We start from the raw sequence: 22790 nt of genomic DNA on the forward strand, positions 1-22790 counted from the left end.
GGAACCGTGCGGTAGCGTTGGCGTTAATAAGCGTGAGGCGAGTTTGGTTTAATGGTCGCCGCCGTTAACAGCGTCAATGCTGACGTTAGGCTTGATGCGGTAGCCATGCCTGAAATTGGGCAGTACTTAATCCCCTCGTGGTTATTTACCTTTACGTTGCTTTAAGTGCCCCTGTTTATAACTTTAGCCTGACATCAAAATGCTCTCCGGCAGTCTTTTGCTGTGAACCAACGTGCGTTGTCGATAACAAAAAAATCAAGACTATCAGCCCCTTTCAATGCGGAGCACGACATCATGTTAGGAAACCAACTGGAAACGCTGTGCGGTTGTGTAATAGGTGGCGCGGGCCCTGCGGGTATGGGGTTGATATTTAACGCGTTGAAAAGCGGCAGTCTGCCGGAGATGGCTCGGCATGGCCTGATCATTGTCGACGCCAGTCCACTTCCAGGTATCGGGCGACTTGGGGACTACCGAATTACGGCGAACTCGGTCGGCGATGTTTTTCTCGATTGCCTGCGTGACCCGGCGTTGCGGGATGTGTTCGAACCGCTGGAGCGCAGCCCGGCGTATTGGCGCATTCGCAACCAGGCGTTTGTTGCGCCGTTATTGTCGGACGTCGGTGAGTTATTAGCCGAAGCGTCTAAGTTGGTGCTGGACCATCTTGTCGAACATTTCGCCGTAGAAGTATGGAGCAGCACGACGATTTCCGAAGTCGTCAGCAGCGCAGATGAATATCAAGTGTGGGTTGAGCACAAGGGTCGCTCCCAAGTGATTCGCTGCCGCTCGTTAGTGCTTAATCTGGGCGGTCATCAGGATCCTCAGCATTTGCTCAAGGCGTTGGCTGATCAAGGGCTGGCATTACCGCCAGCCACCAGCGTGCAGAGCGCTGACACGCTGTTGCGCATGAGTGCCCAGGATTTGCGTGCTCATTTCGCGCCGACGCTTGCCAAGGGCGGACGTCTGACGGTGGTGGGTGGATCACACAGCGCCTTCTCAATGCTCGAAAACCTCGGCACAGCCTTGCAAAGCGTGGGGCTTGAAGAGTTGACCCTGGTACATCGGTCTCAGATCCGCTTGTTCTATGAAAGTGTTGAACAGGCACTGGCTAGCGGTTATGTGTTCGACCCGGTAAACGATGTATGCCCGGTGTCGGGCCGGGTGAATCGCTCTGGCGGCTTGCGTTACAGTGCGCTGGAGGTCGGTCGCAATATTCTCCAATACGGCCGTATCAGTCCAAATGGCGTGCGTGTTCGTTTGTTGCAATCCGGTCCCGGTGTGGGCCAACAGTACGGGCTCGCCAGCCAGGCCTTGGCCGACTCAAGTGTCGTGGTGCAATGCACGGGCTATCAACCGCGGCTTCCTGCGATGAAATATGCCGATGGCAGCCCGATTAAACTGCGTGAGGTGAAGGGCGGGCTTGATTCGGACCCGTCCGGCTGCCCGCTGGATTCCATCGGTCAGCGCATGCACGGCTTGTATCTATTTGGGCTGGGCTCGGGTCTGGGTATAGACCCGCGCTTGGGCAGCGAGCCATCGTTTGATGGACGGATCTATGGGGTCTGGCAATTCCATAACGATGCTAGCCGCGTCGCGATAGAGTCGGTTTCGGCGCGACTCAGCGTAGCCGTCGCTGAAACAGTGGTGCCTGATCGTCGACGCCAGGCGCGGGTGCAAGATGATCGTCCGTTTTTCTGGCCGAGCATGGCCTCTGCGAAGTTCTAAGCGGCATCGAGCGTAACGCTATCAAAATCCCGAGTGGCCCAGACTGCTCGGGATTTTTTTTGTTTTTTTTGCGTCATTCCGTTAAAAGATGATGAGGTTCATTTAACGTTGAATAGCGTGTTTGCGTCCTCTATTCTCTCGGCTCAGATCATTTCGCTTGCGCTCAGGCGAAGCCTTTCAGTCGTTCAGTAGGAGGTCGGCAGCGATGCGTATTTTGATTGTTGGAGCCGGTGCGATAGGTGGTTATTTCGGTGGGCGGTTGTTGGAGGCCGCGCGGGACGTGACGTTCTTGGTCAGGCCCGGCCGCGCTCAAGAACTCGACCGTGATGGCTTGGTGGTGCGCAGTCCATTGGGCAATATCGACTATCCCGCGCCCCCTCATATTGCGAGCCAAGAGCTGAACGGTCCCTATGACCTGATCCTCCTGAGCTGCAAAGCCTACGATCTTGATGCAGCAATGGATTCATTCGCCGCAGCGGTGGGCCCCGACACCGCCATCCTGCCGCTGCTCAATGGCATGGCGCATGTTGATCGCTTGGCTGCACGTTTCAGCAAGGTCAATGTGTTGGGCGGTCAATGCCTGATCTCTGTGGATCGCGACGCGTCGGGCACCATCGTGCACCTGAACGACACCCATCAACTGACCTTTGGTGAGTTGGACGGTCAATCAACAGCCCGGGCCCAGCAAATCGCGAGCGCGCTGAGCGGCGCCGGGTTTGAGGCCAAGCTCAGCTTGAGCATTGTTCAGGAAATGTGGGAAAAGTGGTGCTTCATCGCGACGGGCGCGGGCATCACCGGCTCCATGCGCTCGGCCATCGGCGATGTGCTGATCGCCGGGGGGGAGTGTTTGATTCTTAGATTGTTGGAGGAGTGCGCGCAGGTCGCCGACAAAGCGGGATATCCGATACGCCCCGAGGTGCACCAACGCTTCGTGAAAATGCTGACCCTGCCGGGCTCCAAAATGACCGCTTCAATGCTGCGTGATGTAGAGCGCGGCGCGGCGATCGAGGTTGAACATGTGTTGGGTGATCTCGTGGCGCGTCGGGATGCAGAAGCACTTGGAACGGCTGACTTGTCGGTGCTGGGGTTTGCGTATACCCACCTGAAAGCGTACGAGGCACGGCGTTTGCGGGGGTAGATATAAATATTCATGAACCGCATTGAAGTCTTCCCGAATGAATTCGGTCCCACAGAGGTGACTGATCTGACACGATGCATCAATCGCCTCGCCAACAAGTTGGCTCCAGATAGTCGCCCGCCTATAGATCGCCGGTGAATTGAATATCAAATTACCGAAAGAGGCCCCGCATGGTGGGGCAAGCCCTTTTGGCGGGACCTTTTTGCGGTTCGGCGCCCCGACGTTTGAAAAAGGTTCCTCGCTGTAAAAGCGAAACCATAAGATCAGCTACCACAAAGGCCGGATATACATACGAAACAAGCGTCAACCCATTGTTTATAAACATAAATATTATGTTCGCTCCCGCCGCTCCAACACTCGGAAATACCCCAGCACCAGCACTTCAATCAGCATAGCCACACCCAATGCCCCAACACTGATCAAAAACAATAGCCGATGATTTCCGCCGCTGGCGTTGAACAGCATTGAATACCCATACCCGGACAACGCCTGAAACAAGGCGAATGCCGTGGTGGCGCGGGTCCAGGCGGCGCCTTGGGCGAGGGGGTCATTGGGTAGCAGTTGATGGATACGCGCCATCATCAACGGCACGATGCCGGGTGGAAAGGTGCCGATCACGACGGTCAGCGCACCGATCAGAATGGCGTTGTGCGATGTATACAACGTCGCAACTACCGCCGCTTGTACCAGCAAGACCCAACGAATACCCCGCACCGGGCCCAGGTAATCGGCCAGCGCGCTATAAAGTATCGGGCCGATCAACGCGCCTACACCGTATAAAATCCAGTACAGCGCGCCAATGTGAGCGCCTTTGCCCAAGCCACGGGCAACGAAATCCACCAAAAACACCATCAAGGGCACCAGCGCCACTGCCATAAACCCAAACTGCACATAAATCGACTTCAAAAGCAGTGAGTGACCTTTAGCGCGATGGCTTGCCGGCACCGGCGCTTGAGCCGTGACGGACACTGGCAACGCTGCCGGCCAGCCCAGCCAACTGATGGCGGTCAAGAGCGCAGAGAATACGCTTAGGCCAATCCAGGTCTGGCGTAAACCCTGCTCGAGCAAGATCGGAATTAAGGTGCCGGACGCCGCGATGCCCAACCCCAGCCCTAAAAATATTGCGCCGGTGGCAAATCCCTTACGTGCGCTCGGAATATGCGGCAGTACGGTGGAGGCGACGACGACCATGATGGCGCCACCCGCGACGCCGGAGACCAACCGCCAGCCGAAAAACCAACTGAACGATAAGGGCAACGCACAGGCCGCAAACGACAGGGTGACCATCAGCATCATCAGACGCAGGGTGTTGCGGTTACTTAACTGCCTTGCAATTGGCCGACCCACCAATGCGCCGACGAAATACCCTGCCAGGTTGGCGGCGCTGAGGTAAACGATGTCGGAGGTGGCGAACCAATGCGCTTGAATAAGTGACGGGATAAGGGGGGTGTAGGCAAAGCGAGCCAGGCCAATTCCGACAAGGTTGGCGCACATGCCGGCAATGATGGCGTGCCAAGGCATCGACGTAGCGGGCGTCGCACGGGGTGAAGCCGTCAATTCGGTCTGCATGGTCGTGCACTCTGAGTGATCTTTGACAGTGGTGTCATGTTTGACAGGGTAGTCAATATTGACAGTACTGACAAGAATGATGTCCACTCTCTTATCAGTTTTGTTCAGACACTTTTTCGCGGGCCCTTGGAGGGCTTGAATCATGGCGGGTATCAGGCAGTTCGATGAAGACAAAACCCTTGACGTGGCGTTAGGGGTTTTCTGGCAAAAAGGACTAGGTGCTACGTCGATGCAGGATTTGGCGCAAGCGACCGGCGTGCAACGTGGGTCGTTGTATAACGCTTATCAGAGCAAGGAATGCTTGTTTCTGCGGGTGTTCGATGGCTACAAAGCCAAGATGCTCGGCGACATGGGCGCTTCCCTCAACCACCCTTCAATCGACGTGGCGTTGCGAAATTTTCTGGCGTTCAGCATTAGCTCAATGACCCAGGGCTCGCCTACGCGGGGTTGCCTGTCGACCAAAACGGCGGTTGACGAACACAACGCTGATCTCGACACGGTGCGCTCCGCTTTGCAGGGTTTTCTTAATGAAATGGAGGGCCTACTGACTGCCCGGTTCGAGGCCGAGGAGGCGCGGTCAAAATTGGCCATCGCGCCGGTAGACGCGGCCCGGGTGATCGTGACGTTCACCCGGGGGATTGTCGTGCTGGAGCGCATTTACCAAGACGTGGAACGGCTGAGGAAAAACGCTGATTTGATCGTTCAACTGCTGCTTCCCTCCCGCGCTAACTAGCGCAACGCCTCCTGCGCACTACAATCTGCAGAGGGTCTGGTTCTCGGTGAGCAGGAAAAGGTGTGCGTTGACGCCTAACTCTTCCCAAGAACCTGTCTCATATTCTTACGACTTGCCACAGGTTCAGAAGAGGTGAAGACATGCCGGTTAAACACGATTTGTTCAAGGATCTAAACGTCACAAAGGAAGAAATCGCCGCGCTTAGTAGCAAAGATGAAAGGCTCAGCCAATTGCTTGATTCCTACGGCGTCGCGGACGCCGAGGTGGTTGAGGCCGAGTCGGGATCATCGGGAAATATCACCGATGATCAACTTAAAAAGCTCAAGGAAAAACGCCTGTCGGTAAAGGACAAAATCGTCCAGCGCCTGACCCTCTCCGACTGATTACTCGCAACCTGTTTAGGCGCTGCTAGAGGCTGCTATAGGCTGCGGGTGAACGGTTCCCAGACAGATTGCAGCCTTCGGCAGTTCCTACCATTGCAACGCCCCAAGCCAGTTGAATCACTACGGAAATGGACGATGTGAATCGTAGTGATAAGGGAGTAATCATGGACTCTATCCAGTCAATGCGGGTTGTGCTTGGGATTGTCGATCATGGCAGCCTCACAGCTGCGGCAGAAAAACTTGAGGTATCGCTGCCTACGGTGGTCAGGGTATTGGCGTCCATCGAACACCATTTGGGCGTGCGCCTGTTCGAGCGCACCACCCGACAGGTACGACTTACCGAAGAAGGGCGCTTGTACGCCGAGGTTTGCCGCACGGTGATTCGTGAGATTGGGCACATCGAGGATGTGTTTCACGAAAAGGAAAGTGAGCCCAGCGGGGCGTTGAACATTACGGCCCCGGTATTGTTCGGCCGCCTGCATGTGGCGCCCATGCTGAACGGTTTTATGACCCGTTTCCCCAACGTCACCGTGACCCTGAACCTGATTGATCGGGTGACCGATTTGCTGGAGGAGGGGATAGACATCGCGGTGCGCATCGGTCATGTCACGGCACCGGATCTGGTCGTCGCGAAAGTGGGCCAAGTGCGCCGTTACCTGTGTGCAAGCCCGGCCTTGCTGGCGGTGCTAAAAACCATCAAGACCCCGGCTGACCTTGGCTGCGCCCCGTTTATTCGCATGGGTGGTGGGGTGCCTGGCGCGCAGTTGACGCTCCAGGAACACGGCAAACCGCTGACGGTGAAAATGAGCAACATCAAGATGACCACTAACAATGCGGACGCAGCTATCTCGGCGTGCCTGTCCGGTGTCGGCGTGGGGTTTTTCCTGTCTTATCAGGTTCAGGCATTGCTTGACGATGGAGCGCTGCAACGGCTGCTGATCGATTACCAGCCTGAGCCGTTGCCGGTATCGTTGGTGTACCTGCCGGCGCGGCGGGTGTCGATTTGTTCACGGGCCTTTATCAGCTGGGCCAAGGAAAAACTCGGCGAACGCTTGGTTCGTTTCGAGAGCCCCTAGCGCTTGTGATTTACCAGGTGTGAACCGCGACGATAAAAAAGGCCCTGTCGTTCACAGGGCCTTTCATGTGCCGCGCTATGCATCAGTGCAACTGACTACCCCAGCCCATGAGTTGAGCCTGGGTTGCTCGGCGCGTTGCTCGATTGCCCGCCCTCTGGTGGCTGCCCGCTAAAGGCTTGATGGTCTGAAGATGCGCCATTGTGCGGCGTATCCTTGTCCGCATCGGCGAGGGGCTTCTTCACTTCATTGGCCATGTCCTTACCGATTTCGGTGGCCTTGTCGTAGCCTTCGCTGGCCATTTGTTTCGCCTTGTCCGTCAGCGAATCGCTGGCGTGGCCCATCATCTGATTTTCCTTATCAGTGATGGGCAATGCAGCACCGGCCATCGCGCCCAGTGCAATACCAATGGCCGCCAGTGCCAAGGGTTGCTCATTGAGCAAGTAGTTGAAGCTGGATTTCACTTTCTCGGACTGTTGGCGCAGGGCGTGGGTCGCGTCGTGCGAACCCCTGTTCATCTGCTGCCCGGTCGAGGACATTTTATCCGTGACACTGTCAGTCAGGTGGCCGGCCTTGTCCTTGAGGCGGCTCGCGCCATCCTGGAGGTCATGAGCCTTGTCCTGCACTTTCGCTTTGACGTTGCCCAAGGTGTCAGAGACCTTGTCGGCCATGTCGCTGATGCGGTTACCCAAGCTGTCGAACATCGACGGACCCGACGACCCGGTGGAGTAGTTCGGGCTTTTATTGGAACCCATCATCAACCACAGTACGCCGATCGACGTGAGCAGCGTCGGCACCGGATTGGCCTTAATGGTTTTACCGAGATTGTTGAAAAACTCACCGCCATTACCGCGCGTGAACGACATCACTTGGTCAACCAACTGGCCGGGAGACAGTTTGCTTTCCAGGGCGTCGACAATGCTGCCGATACTCGACCGTTGCGCGTCGATTTCTCGCTCCAGGGATTCCGGGCTTTTCTGGGACTCGACGTCCAGACTGCTGGCACCCGGAGGGCTGGTTTGGTAACCGGTGTTGTCATACCGATTGTCTTCAAAACTGCTGTCAGTACTCATGAGACTTTCCTCTGAATGGCTTCCTTATCCTTTTGCAAGGAGTTCACCGTGCGCTCGGGCGTGAAGCGGGTGGCATCGAACGATTTTTTGCCGGCTTGCAGCATGATTACGCCGATGACCATGACCACCACGCCGACAATCAGCGCGGCTAGCCACGGGGCCATCAGCATTGCCAGCGCATACACCGCTGACATCAGCAAGATGATCAGCCCGGCGAACAGCACCATGGCGCCCCCCGCAACGGCGGCGATGCCAGCCTTGGTGGAGTTGATCGATTCGTTGATTTCGGCTTTGGCCAAGGCCAGCTCTTTGGTGACCAGCGCCGGTACTTCGTGGGCCAACTGGCGAATCAGGCCGATGATCGACGTTTCGTTTTCAGGTATGCCGCTCGGCGGCGTCTGTGGACTGATGGCCATCACACCTCTCCTTTGGACAGACCGTCGCTGGGCAGGTCTTCAGATGAGTGCCCGGGGCCAAAGGCTTTCTCGCTGAGCGGCGGCGGTGAAAAGCTGTCAGGCACCCCAGGCCGTGCGCTGTGGTAAACGTCGTCGGTGTTCGGCGGTGGGGTTGGAGAACCCTGAGCCATGCCAGAGGAAGACGGCTCGGTTTTGTAGCCGGATCTGCTGTGCGTATCAGCGGTTGGAGACGGTGTTTTCGAGGCTCCCATCCCCGATGAAGCGCCCGAGCTTGAGGCTTTCAAAAACCGCGACAGGCCAAACCCGACGGCGACGCTGCCGGTCAGGAACAACGCTGGATTGTCTCGGGCCAGTTGACCGGCCTGGCGTAACAGTTCATCGGCACTTTTACCGCGCAAATTGTCCGCCAGGCTAGTCATGCCTTGGGCGATATCAGTGACGTAATGGGACAAGCCCAACGTGTCGTTTTCTTGAAATTGTTCCGCTGCCGATTTGGCGGTTTGCGCCAAATTATTGATTTGGTCGGCCGCCGTATCCCGGTACTGCTCGAACTGAGCTGCACCGTGTTCCTTGGCGCCCTGAAGCGCGGCTTTTGCGTCGTCTTGCAACGTCTGCAAGTGCTCCGCAGCGCCCGGCTTATCGCCTTGGTCGCTACCGCTGGTTGAGTTCTCGTAGGTCGTGGCCATCGTCATTCACCGTCGTTTATGCCCTTAAAAGTAAAGGAGAACGTTCCGCTCACAGTAACTTCGAGCAGCGCGTCTTCTGGCTTACAAAAGGTGGACTGAGGGATTTCCGGCGGAGTTCGAGGCGGCAGACAAATGGTATTGCGTGGCAAAACGATGGCGAAACCGAGGGAGAAAAACGAGGCAAAAAAAACGGCGTCATCAAGACGCCGGATTGCCTATCTCACACAGCGTCAGACAGCTCAGAAGGGGGTGTACGCAGTTACGAATTCATTGTGGATCTTGCTGTGGAGCAATCTCGGCCTGGATACGTTTATAAATCTCTTCGCGATGCACAGAAACATTTTTAGGTGCGTTGATGCCTAGCCGGACCTGAAGGCCCTGAACGCCAAGAATCGTGACGGTGATCTCGTCACCAATGTTTATGCTTTCGCCTACTTTTCGGGTGAGTATCAACATAATCTTTTCCTTGATGGCCTCTTGAAGCGCCTCTACCAAAAGGCTGGCGTGTGCCGTGCGGGGGTGATTGTTGCCGAGTACGTCCAAATGAGTCCATCAATAAGACGTCATAAGGGCATATTTAATTCCTTTGAACGCTTTATCTGCCATCAAGTCGTGGTTTCGGTGCTTAAAGAAGCTTACGCAGGTCAGACTTTTTTTTGAACCTCGGCGTTCGCTTATCCCGTTAATTGTCAGGTAATTGTCAGGTTAGTGACGGCAGGTGCTAACGCTCTGAACTAATTCCGCCAACTTTTGCTCTATTAGTGCAGGGTCTTAACACCTCGGAATCGGACTATCCATGAGCACTTCCCTCGACCACTACCAGCGCGAGCGTGATTTCGAAGCGACCCCCGGAACCGTCCGGCGCGCCCCGTGGAAAACGTTCAGGCCCACGTAAAAAAATAGCTCACGCCTTACAGTTCTGTATCCAAAAGCATGATGCCACCCGTCTGCATTATGACTTTCGCTTGGAAATCGACGGGACGCTGTTTTACCTGTTTTACCTGTTTTACCTGTTCGACATGCCGTACTTGAACGGCATGGACGTGCGCGACGTGCCGGTGGAACAGCGGCGAGCGGCGTTGTCGGCGCTCGGCACGCACCCGCGAGGGATTGCCGATTTCAGTGCCGGTGTACCGCGATGAGGTCGCTGAACGCAAGGGCGCCGATGGCTGGAATATCCATCACTTCATGGAGCGCATGGCTGATCAGGAGCAATACCCGTGGGCCGAGTATTGGAATACCCGGCAAACCATCACCGCAGACATGCGTAAACGGCTCGGGTTGAAGCGAGGCTGACGATCGTGCCTAGGGGCGCAGGCACGATCGATCAGGTGCGTCAGACGAAGTGGGACAAGAGCAAAATGAACCCCAGCGCGACCACCGACAGAATGGTTTCCATCGCGGTCCAGGTTTTGAAGGTTTCAGCGACGGTCATGTTGAAGTACTGCTTCACCAACCAGAAACCTGCATCGTTAACGTGCGACAAAATCAACGAACCGGCGCCAGTGGCCAATACCAGCAGTTCGCGGTTAACCCCAGGAACCAAGCCCACCACCGGTGCAGCAATACCGGCGCCGGTAATGATCGCGACGGTGGCAGAGCCTGTGGCAACTCGTACCACTGCTGCCACCAGCCACGCCAATAGAATCGGCGAGATTTCAGCGCGAACGGCCATGTGGCCGATCACATCACCGACACCGCTGGCCACCAGCATTTGTTTGAAACCACCACCGGCACCCACGATCATCACGATGGCAGCAACCGGTGCCAAGCTCTGGTCCAATAGCTTCAAGATTTCCTGACGGGAGAAACCGCGCGCCGCGCCGAAGGTGTAAAACGCCAGCAGCAGGGCGGCCAGCAGGGCGGTGATCGGGTGACCGATCAAGTCCATCCACACGCGGATCGAGCTGTTGTCTGCCAAGGTGATGTCGGACAGCGTTTTGAGCAGCATCAAAAACACCGGCAACAGAATCGTTACCACGGTGATGGTGAAACTCGGCAGGTTTTCAGATTTCGACTCTTGTGCAATCTGGTCCATCAACGCTTGGTTTGGCGTTCCTGGCACGTACTTGGAAATCCATGTGCCGTAGATCGGACCGGCGATCATTGCGGTCGGCAATGCCACGATCAGGCCATAGAAAATGGTTTTGCCGATGTCGGCGTTGTACACCCCAATTGCCAACAACGGGCCAGGATGCGGCGGTACCAAACCGTGCACGGCAGACAGGCCAGCGAGCAACGGAATGCCGATTTTGACGATGGACAGGCCGGTGCGCCGTGCAACGATGAACACCAGCGGGATCAGCAGCACAAAGCCGATTTCGAAGAACAGCGGGATGCCCACCAGAAACGCGGAAAACATCATCGCCCAATGCACACGATTCTTGCCGAACACCCGAACCAGGGTTTGCGCGATTTGATCGGCGCCGCCGGAGTCAGCCATCAGCTTGCCGAGCATTGTGCCCAGCGCCAGTAAGATGCCGACGAAGCCGAGCACGCCACCGAAGCCGTCCTGGAAGGACTTCATCACCTTGTCCACCGGCATGCCCGAGGTCAACCCAAGGAAGCCCGAAGCGAGGGTCAGTGCAACGAATGGGTGGACTTTAAACCGGGTGATCAACAGCACAAGGGCGATGATGGTCACCAGTGCATCGACGAGCAAGTACGTCTCTTGGGTCATACCGAACATGGGGTGCCTCTCCAATTGTCTTTGTTTTTATGGCGGCGTTATGGCTGCCGCGAGGCTTTCCACCAGGCCGCAGCTTGTTCGCCCAATGTATCGATGGGAAGCGTAGCGTCAACGGCCAGGGTCAGGGGTTCGCCATTAGGCGGCTCAAGGGTCGCGAACTGGCTGTCGACCAGACTCGCAGGCATGAAGTGACCAGGGCGGTGTTCGCATCGTTCAATCGCGACTTCCTTGGTCAACTCAAGAAACACGAAGCCCAGCGCCGGTACCGCATGGCGCAGGGTTTCACGGTAACTGTGTTTGAGTGCGGAGCAGGTCAGCACCGGGAGTTCGCCGTTCTGCACGGCAGTCGCCAGCTCTTGGCCCAAACGGGTCAGCCACCCGGCACGGTCTTCGTCATTGAGGGGGATGCCGGCGCTCATCTTTTCGATGTTAGCGGCAGGGTGAAAGGCATCGCCTTCAATCAGGCGGCCGCCGCTGCGTGCGGCAATAGCGGCACCGACCACGCTTTTGCCGCAGCCGGAAACACCCATCACCACGAGGGCGGAAATAGCAGTATTCATAATCACCTCAGCTGAAGACAGCGCTATCTTTGGCGGCTTGAATAAAAGCCTGGCCAGGCTGCTTCCAGTTCTTGTCATTGTTTTGGGTAGATCAAATTGATCGTCAGGCGCTGCATACATTGCTCGTACCCGTTTCGGTGCGAATAAGTAGCGAGGAAAACATTGCGAGGGTTCGCGAGACAGCGCTACCTTAGAGCCCCTTGGTAACATTTTGCAACCCCTCTGAATTATTGGCAGCGCATGACACGCATTGGTTCCCGTTCCACCGGCCGTCCGACCCTCAATGAGGTCGCTCGGCTGGCCGCCGTTTCGCCCATTACCGCCTCGCGAGCATTGCGGGGCGTGACCACGGTGGCGCCCGAGCTGGTAGAAAAAGTCCGTGCTGCGGCGCTGAACCTGGGCTATGTCGCCAACCCGGCGGCGCGGGCACTGGCGTCGTCGCAAAGTCAGACGGTGGTGGTGCTGGTACCGTCGTTGTCTAACCAGCTGTTCATCGAAACCCTCGAAGCGATTCAAGGTGTACTGCGCACGCGGGGGCTGGAAGTGGTGATCGGTAACTATCACTACTCGCCTATCGAAGAAGAGGGCTTGCTGCGCAACTATTTGGCGAACCGCCCGCGTGGGCTATTGCTGACCGGTTTCGACCACACCCCAGCCGTACGTGAACTGCTCGCGGCCAGCGGCGTGCCGTGCGTACACATGATGGAACTGGACACCGTGCGCGGCGCGTATTGCGTGGGGTTTTCCCAAGAGCAGGCGGGGGCCGAAGCCGCTCGGCATTTACTGGCGCGCGGTCGCCGTCGATTGGCCTATATGTCGGCGCAACTCGACCCACGGGTGTTGCAGCGAGGCGAAGGTTTTCGTCGTGTGCTGCTTGACGCGGGCTTGTACGACCCGGCGCTGGAGGTGAGATCGCCGCTGCCGTCGTCCATTGGGTTAGGGGGAGAGTTATTCGCGAAATTGCTGGAAGAGCACCCGGACGTGGATGCGGTGTTCTTCTGCAACGACGACCTGGCCCAGGGCGCAACGCTGGAGGCGCTGAGGCGGGGTATCAAAATTCCGCAGCAAGTCTCGCTGATTGGTTTCAATGATCTGCCGGGTTCGGCACACATGGTCCCGCGCCTGACGTCGATTCGCACCCCAAGAGAGGCCGTCGGCCAACGCGCGGCGCAGTTGCTGTTGGGATTGATCGAAGGCATCGCCCAAGAAACCCAAGTGGATTTGGGGTTTGAATTGGTCGTGCGGGAGAGCACCTGATGACACACCGCATTGATCGCCTTGCCTTTAGAGCCAACTGGTTGGCGAGACGTCCTCCCTGGGAATGAATTCAGCCCTGGAGATTTCGACTAACCTTGCACCCAACCCCAGCTGACTCGCAGAGTGGGGAGGTGAATGATGAAGACACTCGTCATTGGCATTGATCTGAGTACCACGACGTGCAAGGCGATTGCCTGGGCGTCGGATGGAACCTTGGTGGCCCAGGGCAGGGCGGCGCTTAGCCTTGAGCGACCGGGTCCGAATGCCTATGAGCAAGATCCCGAGCAATGGTGGACGGCGGCTCAGGCAGCATTGAAAGCCTTGGCGCCGCAGATTGCCGGGCAGGCCATCGCAGCGGTGGCGATAGTGAGTCAGCGTGAAACGCTGACAGTGACTGACGCAGAAAATCGTCTGTTGCGGCCGGCGATTCTTTGGCTGGATGAGCGGCGCAAAAACGAGGTCGAGGCGCTTACCGAGCATATTGGCAGCGAACGCCTGCACGCGATCACCGGCAAGCCGCGCGATTGGTCGCCGGCCATTTATAGCTTGGCGTGGATGGCGAGGGCCGAGCCGGAACTGTTCCGCCGCATCCGCCATGTGTACGACCCTCACGCTTGGTTGGTGCGCAAGCTGACGGGGGAATTCGCCACCAGTTGGGCCAGCGCCGATCCGTTTGGCGCGTTCGACATCACTCATCATTGTTGGTCCGACGAGGTGCTCCACGCGTTGCCGTTGACACTGGACGCCGCGTGTTTTCCCGAGGCGGCGGCGCCGGGCAGCGTGATCGGTCGTGTCACGCAGGGGGCAGCGGAGTTGACCGGGCTGCCGGTGGGGATTCCGGTGGTTGCGGGGGGTGGAGATGGTCAAGCGGGCGGGCTCGGGGTGGGGGTGGTCAGCGCTGGCGCGGCGTATCTGAACCTCGGGACGGCGCTTGTCTCGGGGGTTTATGCCCGTGAGCCCAGGGTGAACATGGCGTTTCGCACGATGTGTGCGCTTGACCGCCAAGGCTATGTGCTTGAAACCTCATTGCGTTCCGGCACGCTGCTGATCAACAGCCTGGTGCGACAGTTCTTCGGCATGGATCCGGTCACCCAGCCTGAGTGTTTGATCCAACTCGACGCCCAAGCCTCTAGTGTCGCCCACGGCAGTGCCGGGCTGCTGCTATTGCCGTACTGGAACGGGGTGATGAATCCGTACTGGGATCAGGACGCGCGCGGTTGTGTACTGGGCTTGTCGCCGGATCATGGCCGGGCTAAAATTTATCGCGCTTTATTGGAAGGCCTCGCACTGGAACAGGCCCTCGCCACGCAGCGAATGGTCGAGGCCACCGGCGAGCCAGTCACCGCCTTCATCGCCATCGGCGGCGGGGCTTCCAGTCGGCTGTGGTGCCAGATCATTGCCGACATTACTGATCGCCCGGTGGTGCGGGCGATCACCCAAGAAGCATCGAGTTTAGGCGCGGGCATCGCAGCGGCAGTGGGCGCAGGGTGGTATGCGAATTTTGCTGACGCCGCCAGCGCCATGACCCAAGGTGGCGAGACCTTGCTGCCGGCCCCTGAACACCGCGAGTTTCACCATGAATTGTTTGAGTTGTATGTCGACCTTTATCCGCGCCTACGGGATTTATACCCACGGCTAGCAAAACTAAATCGTCGTTAAGGTCAGCCTCGCTTTAGGGGGTGTCAGGACTAACGCCTTCCCGAATGAATTCGGTCCCACAGTTGAAATGCGATTCCCTGTGGGATCAAACTCATTCATGCCCTGAGGTGCTGCTCTGGGATTTCATCCTGCGAAGAGGCAGGTAATCACATCCGCTGATGTCGACCTGAAACCCGGGTCGCTTGCACTGACGCTTTCGTTGGCAAGCCCCACAGAGGCTTTGGCAGACACGGAATAGTAGGCGCTGAACATCTGATCGCAGCCTTCGGCAGGTCCTACAGAAATGTGTGCATCGCCAACATCCGTGGGACCGAATTCACTCGGGAAACGATCTCAGATACCCCGCTCAAGCAACTGCTGTGCGGTGGTCTCGTCGATGACCAATTCATGCACGAAGTTGCGCAGCAGCACGGCGCGGATGATGTCGGATTTGTAAGGGCCGCCAGAAACCAGCACCACTTTTTTGATGCGTTTGAGGTCTTCCAACTCAAGGGAAATCGCCCGCCGATTCAGCGGATGGTTGACCTCTACGCCGTCGCGGTCGAGCCAGCGCCCCAGCAGGTCGCCCACCGCACCGGCGGCTTGCAAGGTTCGGGCGTTGTCGGGGCTGACCATGCCGAGTTCGAACATCAATGATCGCTCGGTCAGGTCGCCCACCGTGACCAGCGCCAAGTCGGCATTTTTGGCTTTCCCAAGCACGTCTTGCACCGAGGCTTCGGCCAGGATCATGTCGCGGTATTGGGCCGACGGCGCGTAGACCGGCGCCGCCAAATAGAAATGGGAGCCGCCGAATAGCCCGGCGAAACTGGACGCGATCTCCACGGTGTTGTTGGCCGAGCCGTAATGCAGGCCACCCAGCAGTGACACCACGGTCATGCCTTGCAGCGCCCGACTTTGGGTCTCCAGCACCGCTTGGTGCAGGGTGCGGCCCCAGCCGACGGCGACGGTGCAGCCATCAAACAGCTGCTCATTGATCGTCGGTGCAACACCGACACCCAGCACCCGAAAAATCATGCGCGGGTCTTCCGGGGTCGGGACCACCGTCACCCGGTCCAGGCCGAACAGTTCTTGCAGGCCGTACTCCAGCTCAATGCAGGAGGCGAGTTTCGAGTTGATGCGGATTTGCACCACGCCGGTCTCGCGGCTGCTGGCCAACGCTTTGTTGACCCGAACCCGTGTGATGCCGAATCGGTCGGCGATTTGCTGCTGGGTCATGTTGTTGACGTAGTAGTACCAGGCGATACGGATGATCAACTGGTGCTCGGCGTTGACCCGTTCAGCGTCGAGATCAAAGTCTGGATGGGGGTCTTGCACGGCCTTTTCCCTTCTCATTCGTTGAGGTGTGCGGCGCCTACTTCACGGCGCCCATGGTCAGTCCTTGTACCAGATGCTTGGAAACCATCAACGCAAAAATAATCACCGGAAACACGATCAAGGTGCCAGTGGCCATGATTTCTCCCCACGGTAAGTCGTAACCGCTCATGAAACTGGTCGCCGTCACCGGGGCCGTGCGCGCGACGTTGCGGGTAAGCACCAAGGCATACAGCAGTTCGTTCCAGGAAAAGATGAACGAGAAAATCGCCGACACCGCGACCCCTGGCATCGCCAACGGCAGGGCAATTCGCCAAAAGATCGTGAATCGCGAAGCCCCGGAAAGTCGCGCTGCTTCATCAAGGTCTTTCGGTACGCCGCGAAACTGGTCGGTGCAGATCCACACCACAATCGGCAGGTTGAACGTCAAATACACCAAGATCAGTACCAACCGTGTGTCGATCAACCCCAAGGTGCGGCCCATCAGGAAAATCGGCAGTGCTACGACGATGGGGCTGAGCATGCGGTTGGTGATGAACCAGAACCACAGGTCTTCCTTGCCCTTGAATTCAAACCGCGCCAACGCATACGCGGCCGGTGTACCCAGTCCGACGGCCAATGCGGTGGTGCTGACGGCAACGATCAGCGAATTGGCCAGGCTTGACAGTACGTCGCGGTGAAACAGAACCTGAACGTAGTTGTCCAGGCGCGGGGTGAACAGCCAGATCGGCGGGGAAGATAGGGCTTCGGCTTGGGTTTTCATGCTGGTCGCCACCATCCAATAGAACGGAAAGATGGCGAACAGAAAGATCGCCAGCAGCCCGACCAAATGCCAACCGTTAACTCGCCTGCTCGGTTTTGCGATGGCCGGAGCCGCGACGGCGGTAGCGCTCAACGTGTCCATGTCAGATCTCCTGGTAAACGAATTTGATGTACAGGCGCGCCAGCACGATGGTCAGAATCAGCAGCAAAATCGCTTGGGCCGACGCCACGCCTTGGTCGAACACGCGAAAGCCGATTCGCTGGATGTAGACGCTGACCAATTCGGTGGCGGCCCCCGGTCCGCCGCGGGTCATGGTGAACACCGTGTCGAACATCTTCAGCACGTCGGCGGTTCGCAGGATCAGGATCACCGTCACGCTGGGCAGCAAAAACGGCAGTTGCACGTGGCGGATGATTTGCCAGCGGCTGCGGGTTTCCAGCCTTGCGGCTTCTTCAATTTCGGTGGGAACCATGGTCAGGCCCGCGAGCAGCACCAGCGCGCAGAACGGCGTCCATTGCCAAACATCCATCAGCGCCACGGCGATGAATGCGTTGGTGGTGTCGCCCAACCATTCCACCGGGCCGGCATTCACCATGGCGAGCAAGGCGTTGGCGACACCGAAGTCACGGTTGAAAATCAAACGGCCAATCAAACCGGCCACGGCGGGGGCGGTGGCCAACGGAATCACCAAGCTCATGCGCGCCAGTAGTTTGAAACCGGATAACCCCGGTTTGTGCAGCAGCAGGGCAATGATCAACCCCAGCGCCAATTGAATCGGCACCACAGCGGCCAGAAACACGAAGGTGCGGCCCAACGCGGCCCAGAACGACGGGTCATGGAACACGCTGACGTAGTTATCAAACCCAATGAACGGCGTCGGGTCGCGCGGGCGTGACAGGTTGTACTGACGGAACGAGTTAACCAAGGCGAACACCGTCGGGAATATCCCGATCAGTGCCAAGGCCACGGTGGCGGGCGCGAGGAAGGCCAGGGCCGCCCGGGTGTTGTTCCAGAGGGTCGGAAAGACCGCCGGCTTTTTATCCCTCGACATGGGCAAGACACTCCTCGGGGCAACGCACGTTCAAGAGGCGGCTGCCGTGCCAAAAACAAGTCTGCACGGCACCCGAGTCGGTCATTTCAACAGTGGTTTTTTACCGTCGTAGTAACCGGCTTTGCCTAGTATCTCTTCAACCCGCGTGCCAATGGTCTTGGCCCCGTCCGCGACGCTGACCTTGCCGAGCATGATGGCCGTGCCGTTCTCGCCAACGATTTCGGAAATCTCAGGCCATTCGGCAAAGCGTGGGCGGAAGTCCGGCACGCCGCCTTCCCACGAGGTCACCATGGGCTGCACAAACGGGTAGCGCTTCTGAATGTCCGGGTCTTTGTAAACCGCGCTGCGTCCGCTGACGCCACCGGCTTCGATATACGGCTTGGCCATGGCTTCGGAGGTGACCCACTGAATGAACAGCCAGGCGGCGGCTTTCTTCTCAGCCGGAGCATTGGCGTTCACCCCGAGGGAGAAACCACCCAAGGCCGGTTTCAGCCCCGCTGGACCCTTGGGCTCGGTCGCCACGGCCAGGCAATCGGTGATCTTGGATTTGCTCGGGTCGGCCAAGGTGCTGTAGAACGCCGACCATTCAGTGATCATCGCCACGTTGCCTTGGGCCAGTGCGTTGACCGCTTCGTTGTGGTCATAGTCGACGATGCCCGGTGGCATGAACTTCATCAAATCCTGACGGAACTGCAAGCCGGTCTGGGATTCTTTCGAGTTCAGGTTGGACTTGAATTTAGCGTCCAACAGCGAGCCACCAAACGGCCACAGAAAACGCATGAAACTGTCCGCCGACTGGGTTTCGCCGCGCCGTGATTGCAGTGCATAAGCGTATTTACCGTTGGCCGTCAGTTTCGGTGCGTAAACCTTGAGCAGGTCATCCCAAGTCGCTGGCGGTTTGTCGAAACCGGCGTCTTTGAGCATGCATTTGTTGTAATACAGCAGGCCCGAATAGTTATCGAACGGCAGTCCGTAGACTTGCTTGTCCCAGGTGCCGAACGATTCCAACAGGATCGGGAAGAACCCTGCGAGTTTCAGGTCCGGGTCAGCCAGTTTCTTGTCGTCGGTGAAGGTCTTGACCGGTTCGAGCCAGCCGTTGCCAGCGAACTCGCCGATCCACACCACGTCGGTCAGCACCACATCGTTTTCGTTGCCCGCGGTGAAATCCAGCACTTGGCGTTCACGGCTGTTTTCATAGGGAACGGTTTCGTAGCTGACCTTGATCCCGGTTCTTTTTTCGAAGTCGGGCAGTAGCTTGATGGCGGCGGCGTAACCGGGGCGGTCGAGGAAGATCGCCTTGATCGTCGTGCCTTTGTAGGGCGCGGCGGCTTCCTCCAGAGTCCAAGCGTGCGCAGCCCCGGAGGCGAGGGCAACTGACAGTGCAATAGCATTCCATACCAGCGTTTTCATTACGTGACCTCATTTTTTGTTGTTGGTGAGGAGTACGTCGTTTTAGGCGCGCAGTTGCGCGCCGGGTTTTAGGGGTTTCGCTTAAGGGCTCCTTTTACGGGCTAGGCAAAATCACCGTCTTCAAGGCACCGTCGATGAACTCAGCGGGGTAACTGAACGCATGGGAGGCTTGGCTGAGGTCGAAGCGATGGGTTACCAGACACTCGACGTCCACCAGCCCCTGGGCAACCAGCTTGATCGCGCGATCATAGACATGCCCCATGCGCCGGGACATGCGAACGTCCAGGCCTTTACGGCGTAACAACGAGGCACTCAGTGGCGCGTATTGATCGCCGTCGGGAATGCCCACTAACACCACCCGACCGCCAATGCGCGCCGTTTGCGCAGCGATCTGAAATCCCTGTGGAGAGTTGGTGGCTTCAAGCACCAGGTCCACGCCGCGACCGTACGTCCATTCGGCGATGGACGCATGGTCATTGGAGACCTTGTCGGCGCCCAGTTGCAGGGCCATGTCGGTGCGGTAGGCAATCGGGTCGATGGCGTAAACCACGTCTTTGCACATAAGCCGTGCTAATTGCAGCAGGCACAGGCCGATGGGGCCGCAGCCGATAATCGCGACGCTTTCAAACACCCTTTTTGACCCGGCAAGGTCCATGGCATGGATCGCCACGCCAAGGGGTTCGAGCATCACCGCCTGCACCGGGGTGAAACCGCTGGGTACCGGATAGATCTGGCTAGGAGACACCGAAATAAATTCAGTCATGGCGCCGTGGGTATCAGGCGGCGACCCGAGGAATACCACGTGCGGGCAGAGGTTAACGTGGCCGCGCCGGCACCATTCACAGTGGCCGCAGGGTTTGGCCGGATCCACCGCCACCAACTGTCCGGCAGTCAGGCCCAGCGCGGGATGGTTGTCGACCACGTAGCCAGCGAACTCATGCCCAGCGATGAACGGTTTGGTGATTCGGGCATGCCCGATAGCCCCTTCTTTGTAGTAGTGCAGGTCACTGCCGCAGACCCCAACCGCGCTAACACGCAGCAGAACCTCATCGCCCACGGGCGTCGGCATCGGTTTGTCGCCGATGCGCACGTCGTGGATGCCGTGGATATAGGCAGCCCGCATACAACCTCCACCTTGACATTTGTAATTGTTGAATTACAAATGATCGTAGAAGGAAAATTCTGACTGTCAAGCGTCCGAATTCCTGCTTTGCTTCACTCGTCACCCACAACAATAATCAAGGGGAACGATTTTGACTGAGCTCAAATTGCGCGGCGTCGAAAAGGCCTATGGCGACATCAAAGTCCTGCATGACATCGAACTGGACATCGAAAGCCGCGAGTTCGTGGTGTTCGTCGGGCCTTCGGGTTGTGGCAAATCGACCCTGCTGCGCTCCATTGCCGGGCTGGAAAGCATCACCCAAGGGCAAATTCGTATCGGCTCCCGTGACGTGACCTACCTGGAACCGGCCGATCGCGGCGTGGCGATGGTGTTTCAGTCCTACGCGCTGTACCCGCACATGTCGGTCTACGACAACATCGCCTTCGGCCTGAAAATGCAAAAACTGCCCAAGGCCGAGATCGAGGCCAAGGTCCGCAATGCCGCGCGCATTCTGCAACTCGACGCCTTGCTCGACCGCAAGCCCAAAGCCCTGTCGGGCGGTCAACGACAGCGGGTCGCAATTGGCCGCGCCATCGTCCATGAGCCGGAAGTCTTCCTGTTCGACGAACCACTCTCCAACCTTGACGCGTCGCTTCGGGTACAGATGCGCATTGAGATCGCCAAGCTGCATGCAGAACTGCAAGCGACGATGATTTACGTCACCCACGATCAGGTCGAAGCCATGACCCTGGCCGACAAGATTGTGGTGCTGAACAAGGGCCGAATCGAGCAGGTGGGTTCGCCGCTGGAGTTGTACCACCACCCGCGCAACCGCTTCGTCGCCGGCTTTATTGGCTCGCCGCAGATGAGTTTCGTCTCGGTCCAGGCCTTGGCGGTCAGCGCCGAAGGGGTGCAGATCAGCCTGCCGGGCGGCGAATCGCTGTGGGTCCCGGTCAACGCCGCAGGTGTGGCTGCGGGCTCGACGCTGACATTGGGCCTGCGGCCGGAACACGTGTCGGAGCGCGGGCAGGGTGAGGCGCGGATACTGGCAACAGCGTTGCTGGTTGAACATTTGGGAGGCGAAACCTTCACCCACGCGCAAACGACGGACGGCCATGACGTGATGGTCAAAGGCGAAGGGCATTCGCAGGTCAAGACCGGACAAAGTTTGGCGATTGGAGTGACCGGCGCACGTTGCCATCTGTTCGACGAGCAGGGCCATGCGTTGGCTCATCTGACCCACTACACCGAGGTGGCGCAGCGCCAAGAAGCGTTATGATGGCGCCGCCCAACGCTGACCCCTAAGCCGTGGGGCGTTTTTTTCTCGGAGCCAGAGACTTGATGTCCACGATCACCCTGTTTCAAACCCCGCCGCCAGAACTGATCAAAAGCCAGATCCTGCAGATGGTCGTCGATTACCTGACCGACATCAGCATGGTGGCCATCGCTCCGAGCAATCCGCTGTACAACCTGTATCAATACGGCATCGGCTTCGAGGTCCATCTTTACCTGGACGCGATGGATGGCTCTAAAGGCATCCCCGTCGAATTGATCGTGGCGCTGGATGCCGAAGATGATTCTACGGTGGTAGGGTTTTTGCTGTATCTGCCGGTGAAAGACGATCCCGACGCCTGCTCTGTGCCCTACATGGCGGTGCGCGCGACCCATCGGCGTCAAGGCATCGCTCGGGCGATGCTCCAGCAAATGCGGGGTCGATACCCCCATGCCGAATTGGCCTGCACTGTTGCCAAAGTGCCGTTTTTTGAGTCGATGGGTTTCCAGGTATTAAGCGCGCGCGGTCCCCAGGTCGTGATGAATACGCGTGATCACGGCACGGACGGATTGCTAGCGGTACTGGACGTCGCCCCGATTTATAGCTCGCTGGAAGTGCGGCAGATTCACCTGTATCTGCTTAAGCAACACGGGAAAAAAGCGATGCAAGACGCCGAAAAGAAACGTGACCGGCACCTTGATCAGATGACCCGTCAGGCGAAAGCGTTTGTGTTGGAACGCCACGCAGGTCGGCCTCTGTAGGCGCCAACGTGTTGGCTCCTTTTAGGTGAGGGTGCGCTTAATCGGTCATTGAGCCGTGCAGCCTGTGAACTGACCCCCAAAAGTCAGGTGGATGTCCAACTTTTGAGGTCAGTTCACCTGCGTGGGACCGAATTCATTCGGGAAAGCTTCAGTCCTGACAC

The 22790-nt window shown here is 57.9% G+C and carries 23 protein-coding genes and 1 pseudogene; 12 read left to right on the top strand and 12 right to left on the bottom strand.

Going from position 1 to position 22790, the window contains the following annotated elements; genetic code table 11:
• Positions 1–294 precede the first annotated feature (294 nt).
• Together RHM65_RS16305 and RHM65_RS16310 are read left to right on the top strand one after the other, a co-directional pair.
• Complete coding sequence (locus tag RHM65_RS16305) at positions 295–1722, top strand: pyridine nucleotide-disulfide oxidoreductase (RefSeq protein ID WP_322164942.1); 1428 nt, start codon at positions 295–297, stop codon at positions 1720–1722.
• 205 nt (positions 1723–1927) lie between these two features.
• Positions 1928–2860, top strand: coding sequence for a ketopantoate reductase family protein (locus RHM65_RS16310; RefSeq protein WP_322164941.1), 933 nt, complete (start codon positions 1928–1930; stop codon positions 2858–2860).
• A gap of 330 nt (positions 2861–3190) precedes the next feature.
• On the opposite strand, the gene RHM65_RS16315 is transcribed toward RHM65_RS16310, so the two are convergent.
• Positions 3191–4429 carry a YbfB/YjiJ family MFS transporter gene (locus RHM65_RS16315; protein ID WP_322164940.1) on the bottom strand — a complete coding sequence of 413 codons (1239 nt, stop codon included), beginning with the start codon at positions 4427–4429 and terminating at the stop codon, positions 3191–3193.
• Positions 4430–4571: 142 nt separating this feature from the next.
• On the opposite strand from RHM65_RS16315, the gene RHM65_RS16320 reads away from it, so the two are divergent.
• The 3 genes from RHM65_RS16320 to RHM65_RS16330 all read left to right on the top strand — a co-directional run bounded on the left by RHM65_RS16320 (position 4572) and on the right by RHM65_RS16330 (position 6621).
• Positions 4572–5162 (top strand): TetR/AcrR family transcriptional regulator, encoded by a 591-nt coding sequence (locus RHM65_RS16320; protein ID WP_322164939.1) that lies wholly within the window; start codon positions 4572–4574, stop codon positions 5160–5162.
• A 140-nt stretch (positions 5163–5302) separates the two neighbouring features.
• Complete coding sequence (locus RHM65_RS16325; protein WP_322164938.1) at positions 5303–5545, top strand: DUF465 domain-containing protein; 243 nt, start codon at positions 5303–5305, stop codon at positions 5543–5545.
• Between the two features lie 164 nt (positions 5546–5709).
• Complete coding sequence (locus tag RHM65_RS16330) at positions 5710–6621, top strand: LysR family transcriptional regulator (RefSeq protein ID WP_322164937.1); 912 nt, start codon at positions 5710–5712, stop codon at positions 6619–6621.
• A gap of 95 nt (positions 6622–6716) precedes the next feature.
• On the opposite strand, the gene RHM65_RS16335 is transcribed toward RHM65_RS16330, so the two are convergent.
• From RHM65_RS16335 to csrA, 4 genes are all read right to left on the bottom strand, one after another.
• Positions 6717–7691: a DUF3618 domain-containing protein gene (locus RHM65_RS16335; protein ID WP_322164936.1), complete on the bottom strand. Its 975-nt coding sequence runs from the start codon at positions 7689–7691 to the stop codon at positions 6717–6719.
• Complete coding sequence (locus tag RHM65_RS16340; protein WP_322164935.1) at positions 7688–8107, bottom strand: phage holin family protein; 420 nt, start codon at positions 8105–8107, stop codon at positions 7688–7690. The genes RHM65_RS16335 and RHM65_RS16340 overlap by 4 nt, the downstream gene beginning before the upstream one ends.
• Positions 8107–8793, bottom strand: a complete 687-nt coding sequence (locus RHM65_RS16345) for a hypothetical protein (RefSeq protein WP_322164934.1) — start codon at positions 8791–8793, stop codon at positions 8107–8109. Before RHM65_RS16345 ends, RHM65_RS16340 begins: the two co-directional genes overlap by 1 nt.
• Positions 8794–9060: 267 nt before the next feature.
• Positions 9061–9249, bottom strand: coding sequence for a carbon storage regulator CsrA (csrA, locus tag RHM65_RS16350; protein ID WP_297843550.1), 189 nt, complete (start codon positions 9247–9249; stop codon positions 9061–9063).
• A 340-nt stretch (positions 9250–9589) separates the two neighbouring features.
• Between csrA and RHM65_RS16355 the strand changes: the two are divergent.
• The 3 genes and pseudogenes from RHM65_RS16355 to RHM65_RS16365 all read left to right on the top strand — a co-directional run.
• A pseudogene (locus RHM65_RS16355) lies at positions 9590–9779 on the top strand (hypothetical protein); the annotation flags it as partial.
• Complete coding sequence (locus tag RHM65_RS16360) at positions 9759–9935, top strand: hypothetical protein (protein WP_322185378.1); 177 nt, start codon at positions 9759–9761, stop codon at positions 9933–9935. The pseudogene RHM65_RS16355 and the gene RHM65_RS16360, both read left to right, overlap by 21 nt.
• Complete coding sequence (locus RHM65_RS16365) at positions 9904–10089, top strand: hypothetical protein (protein WP_322185380.1); 186 nt, start codon at positions 9904–9906, stop codon at positions 10087–10089. Before RHM65_RS16360 ends, RHM65_RS16365 begins: the two co-directional genes overlap by 32 nt.
• Before the next feature lie 40 nt (positions 10090–10129).
• Here RHM65_RS16365 and RHM65_RS16370 read toward each other — a convergent pair whose 3' ends face one another.
• On the bottom strand, positions 10130–11482 hold the full coding sequence (locus tag RHM65_RS16370; RefSeq protein WP_322164932.1) for a GntP family permease: 1353 nt from the start codon (positions 11480–11482) through the stop codon (positions 10130–10132).
• Between the two features lie 38 nt (positions 11483–11520).
• Positions 11521–12012, bottom strand: coding sequence for a gluconokinase (locus RHM65_RS16375; protein ID WP_322171006.1), 492 nt, complete (start codon positions 12010–12012; stop codon positions 11521–11523).
• 270 nt (positions 12013–12282) lie between these two features.
• Between RHM65_RS16375 and RHM65_RS16380 the strand changes: the two genes are divergently transcribed.
• Complete coding sequence (locus RHM65_RS16380) at positions 12283–13299, top strand: LacI family DNA-binding transcriptional regulator (protein WP_322164931.1); 1017 nt, start codon at positions 12283–12285, stop codon at positions 13297–13299.
• A 138-nt stretch (positions 13300–13437) separates the two neighbouring features.
• Complete coding sequence (locus RHM65_RS16385) at positions 13438–14958, top strand: xylulokinase (protein ID WP_322183808.1); 1521 nt, start codon at positions 13438–13440, stop codon at positions 14956–14958.
• A 333-nt stretch (positions 14959–15291) separates the two neighbouring features.
• On the opposite strand, the gene RHM65_RS16390 is transcribed toward RHM65_RS16385, so the two are convergent.
• The 5 genes from RHM65_RS16390 to RHM65_RS16410 form a co-directional block, all read right to left on the bottom strand.
• Complete coding sequence (locus tag RHM65_RS16390; protein ID WP_322164928.1) at positions 15292–16272, bottom strand: sugar-binding transcriptional regulator; 981 nt, start codon at positions 16270–16272, stop codon at positions 15292–15294.
• Between the two features lie 37 nt (positions 16273–16309).
• Positions 16310–17173 carry a carbohydrate ABC transporter permease gene (locus tag RHM65_RS16395; protein ID WP_322183810.1) on the bottom strand — a complete coding sequence of 288 codons (864 nt, stop codon included), beginning with the start codon at positions 17171–17173 and terminating at the stop codon, positions 16310–16312.
• Between the two features lies 1 nt (position 17174).
• A complete protein-coding gene (locus tag RHM65_RS16400; RefSeq protein WP_322164926.1) occupies positions 17175–18083 on the bottom strand; it encodes a sugar ABC transporter permease in 909 nt (302 codons plus the stop codon).
• Between the two features lie 81 nt (positions 18084–18164).
• Entirely contained in the window at positions 18165–19493 is a 1329-nt protein-coding gene (locus RHM65_RS16405) for a sugar ABC transporter substrate-binding protein (RefSeq protein WP_322164925.1), read from the bottom strand.
• A gap of 94 nt (positions 19494–19587) precedes the next feature.
• The gene (locus RHM65_RS16410; protein WP_322164924.1) at positions 19588–20616 is read right to left on the bottom strand and encodes a zinc-dependent alcohol dehydrogenase; all 1029 of its coding nucleotides are present in this window, start codon (positions 20614–20616) and stop codon (positions 19588–19590) included.
• 130 nt (positions 20617–20746) lie between these two features.
• On the opposite strand from RHM65_RS16410, the gene RHM65_RS16415 reads away from it, so the two are divergent.
• Together RHM65_RS16415 and RHM65_RS16420 are read left to right on the top strand one after the other, a co-directional pair.
• Entirely contained in the window at positions 20747–21874 is a 1128-nt protein-coding gene (locus RHM65_RS16415) for a sn-glycerol-3-phosphate ABC transporter ATP-binding protein UgpC (protein ID WP_322164923.1), read from the top strand.
• A 62-nt stretch (positions 21875–21936) separates the two neighbouring features.
• The gene (locus tag RHM65_RS16420) at positions 21937–22629 is read left to right on the top strand and encodes a GNAT family N-acetyltransferase (protein WP_322164922.1); all 693 of its coding nucleotides are present in this window, start codon (positions 21937–21939) and stop codon (positions 22627–22629) included.
• The last annotated feature ends 161 nt before the right edge of the window (positions 22630–22790 follow it).

Source organism: Pseudomonas sp. CCI4.2 (assembly GCF_034350045.1).
GTDB lineage: Bacteria > Pseudomonadota > Gammaproteobacteria > Pseudomonadales > Pseudomonadaceae > Aquipseudomonas.

What these genes read in the sequence shown, in the direction of transcription:
- RHM65_RS16380 (WP_322164931.1), top strand. Translation starts at nt 12,283, where the DNA reads ATGACACGCATTGGTTCCCGTTCCACCGGCCGTCCGACCCTCAATGAG.
- RHM65_RS16375 (WP_322171006.1), bottom strand. Translation starts at nt 12,012, where the DNA reads ATGGGTGTTTCCGGCTGCGGCAAAAGCGTGGTCGGTGCCGCTATTGCC.
- RHM65_RS16330 (WP_322164937.1), top strand. Translation starts at nt 5,710, where the DNA reads ATGGACTCTATCCAGTCAATGCGGGTTGTGCTTGGGATTGTCGATCAT.
- RHM65_RS16310 (WP_322164941.1), top strand. Translation starts at nt 1,928, where the DNA reads ATGCGTATTTTGATTGTTGGAGCCGGTGCGATAGGTGGTTATTTCGGT.
- RHM65_RS16320 (WP_322164939.1), top strand. Translation starts at nt 4,572, where the DNA reads ATGGCGGGTATCAGGCAGTTCGATGAAGACAAAACCCTTGACGTGGCG.
- RHM65_RS16335 (WP_322164936.1), bottom strand. Translation starts at nt 7,691, where the DNA reads ATGAGTACTGACAGCAGTTTTGAAGACAATCGGTATGACAACACCGGT.
- RHM65_RS16305 (WP_322164942.1), top strand. Translation starts at nt 295, where the DNA reads ATGTTAGGAAACCAACTGGAAACGCTGTGCGGTTGTGTAATAGGTGGC.
- RHM65_RS16395 (WP_322183810.1), bottom strand. Translation starts at nt 17,173, where the DNA reads ATGGACACGTTGAGCGCTACCGCCGTCGCGGCTCCGGCCATCGCAAAA.
- RHM65_RS16370 (WP_322164932.1), bottom strand. Translation starts at nt 11,482, where the DNA reads ATGTTCGGTATGACCCAAGAGACGTACTTGCTCGTCGATGCACTGGTG.
- RHM65_RS16410 (WP_322164924.1), bottom strand. Translation starts at nt 20,616, where the DNA reads ATGCGGGCTGCCTATATCCACGGCATCCACGACGTGCGCATCGGCGAC.
- RHM65_RS16400 (WP_322164926.1), bottom strand. Translation starts at nt 18,083, where the DNA reads ATGTCGAGGGATAAAAAGCCGGCGGTCTTTCCGACCCTCTGGAACAAC.
- RHM65_RS16405 (WP_322164925.1), bottom strand. Translation starts at nt 19,493, where the DNA reads ATGAAAACGCTGGTATGGAATGCTATTGCACTGTCAGTTGCCCTCGCC.
- RHM65_RS16345 (WP_322164934.1), bottom strand. Translation starts at nt 8,793, where the DNA reads ATGGCCACGACCTACGAGAACTCAACCAGCGGTAGCGACCAAGGCGAT.
- RHM65_RS16340 (WP_322164935.1), bottom strand. Translation starts at nt 8,107, where the DNA reads ATGGCCATCAGTCCACAGACGCCGCCGAGCGGCATACCTGAAAACGAA.
- RHM65_RS16420 (WP_322164922.1), top strand. Translation starts at nt 21,937, where the DNA reads ATGTCCACGATCACCCTGTTTCAAACCCCGCCGCCAGAACTGATCAAA.
- RHM65_RS16385 (WP_322183808.1), top strand. Translation starts at nt 13,438, where the DNA reads ATGAAGACACTCGTCATTGGCATTGATCTGAGTACCACGACGTGCAAG.
- RHM65_RS16325 (WP_322164938.1), top strand. Translation starts at nt 5,303, where the DNA reads ATGCCGGTTAAACACGATTTGTTCAAGGATCTAAACGTCACAAAGGAA.
- csrA (WP_297843550.1), bottom strand. Translation starts at nt 9,249, where the DNA reads ATGTTGATACTCACCCGAAAAGTAGGCGAAAGCATAAACATTGGTGAC.
- RHM65_RS16315 (WP_322164940.1), bottom strand. Translation starts at nt 4,429, where the DNA reads ATGCAGACCGAATTGACGGCTTCACCCCGTGCGACGCCCGCTACGTCG.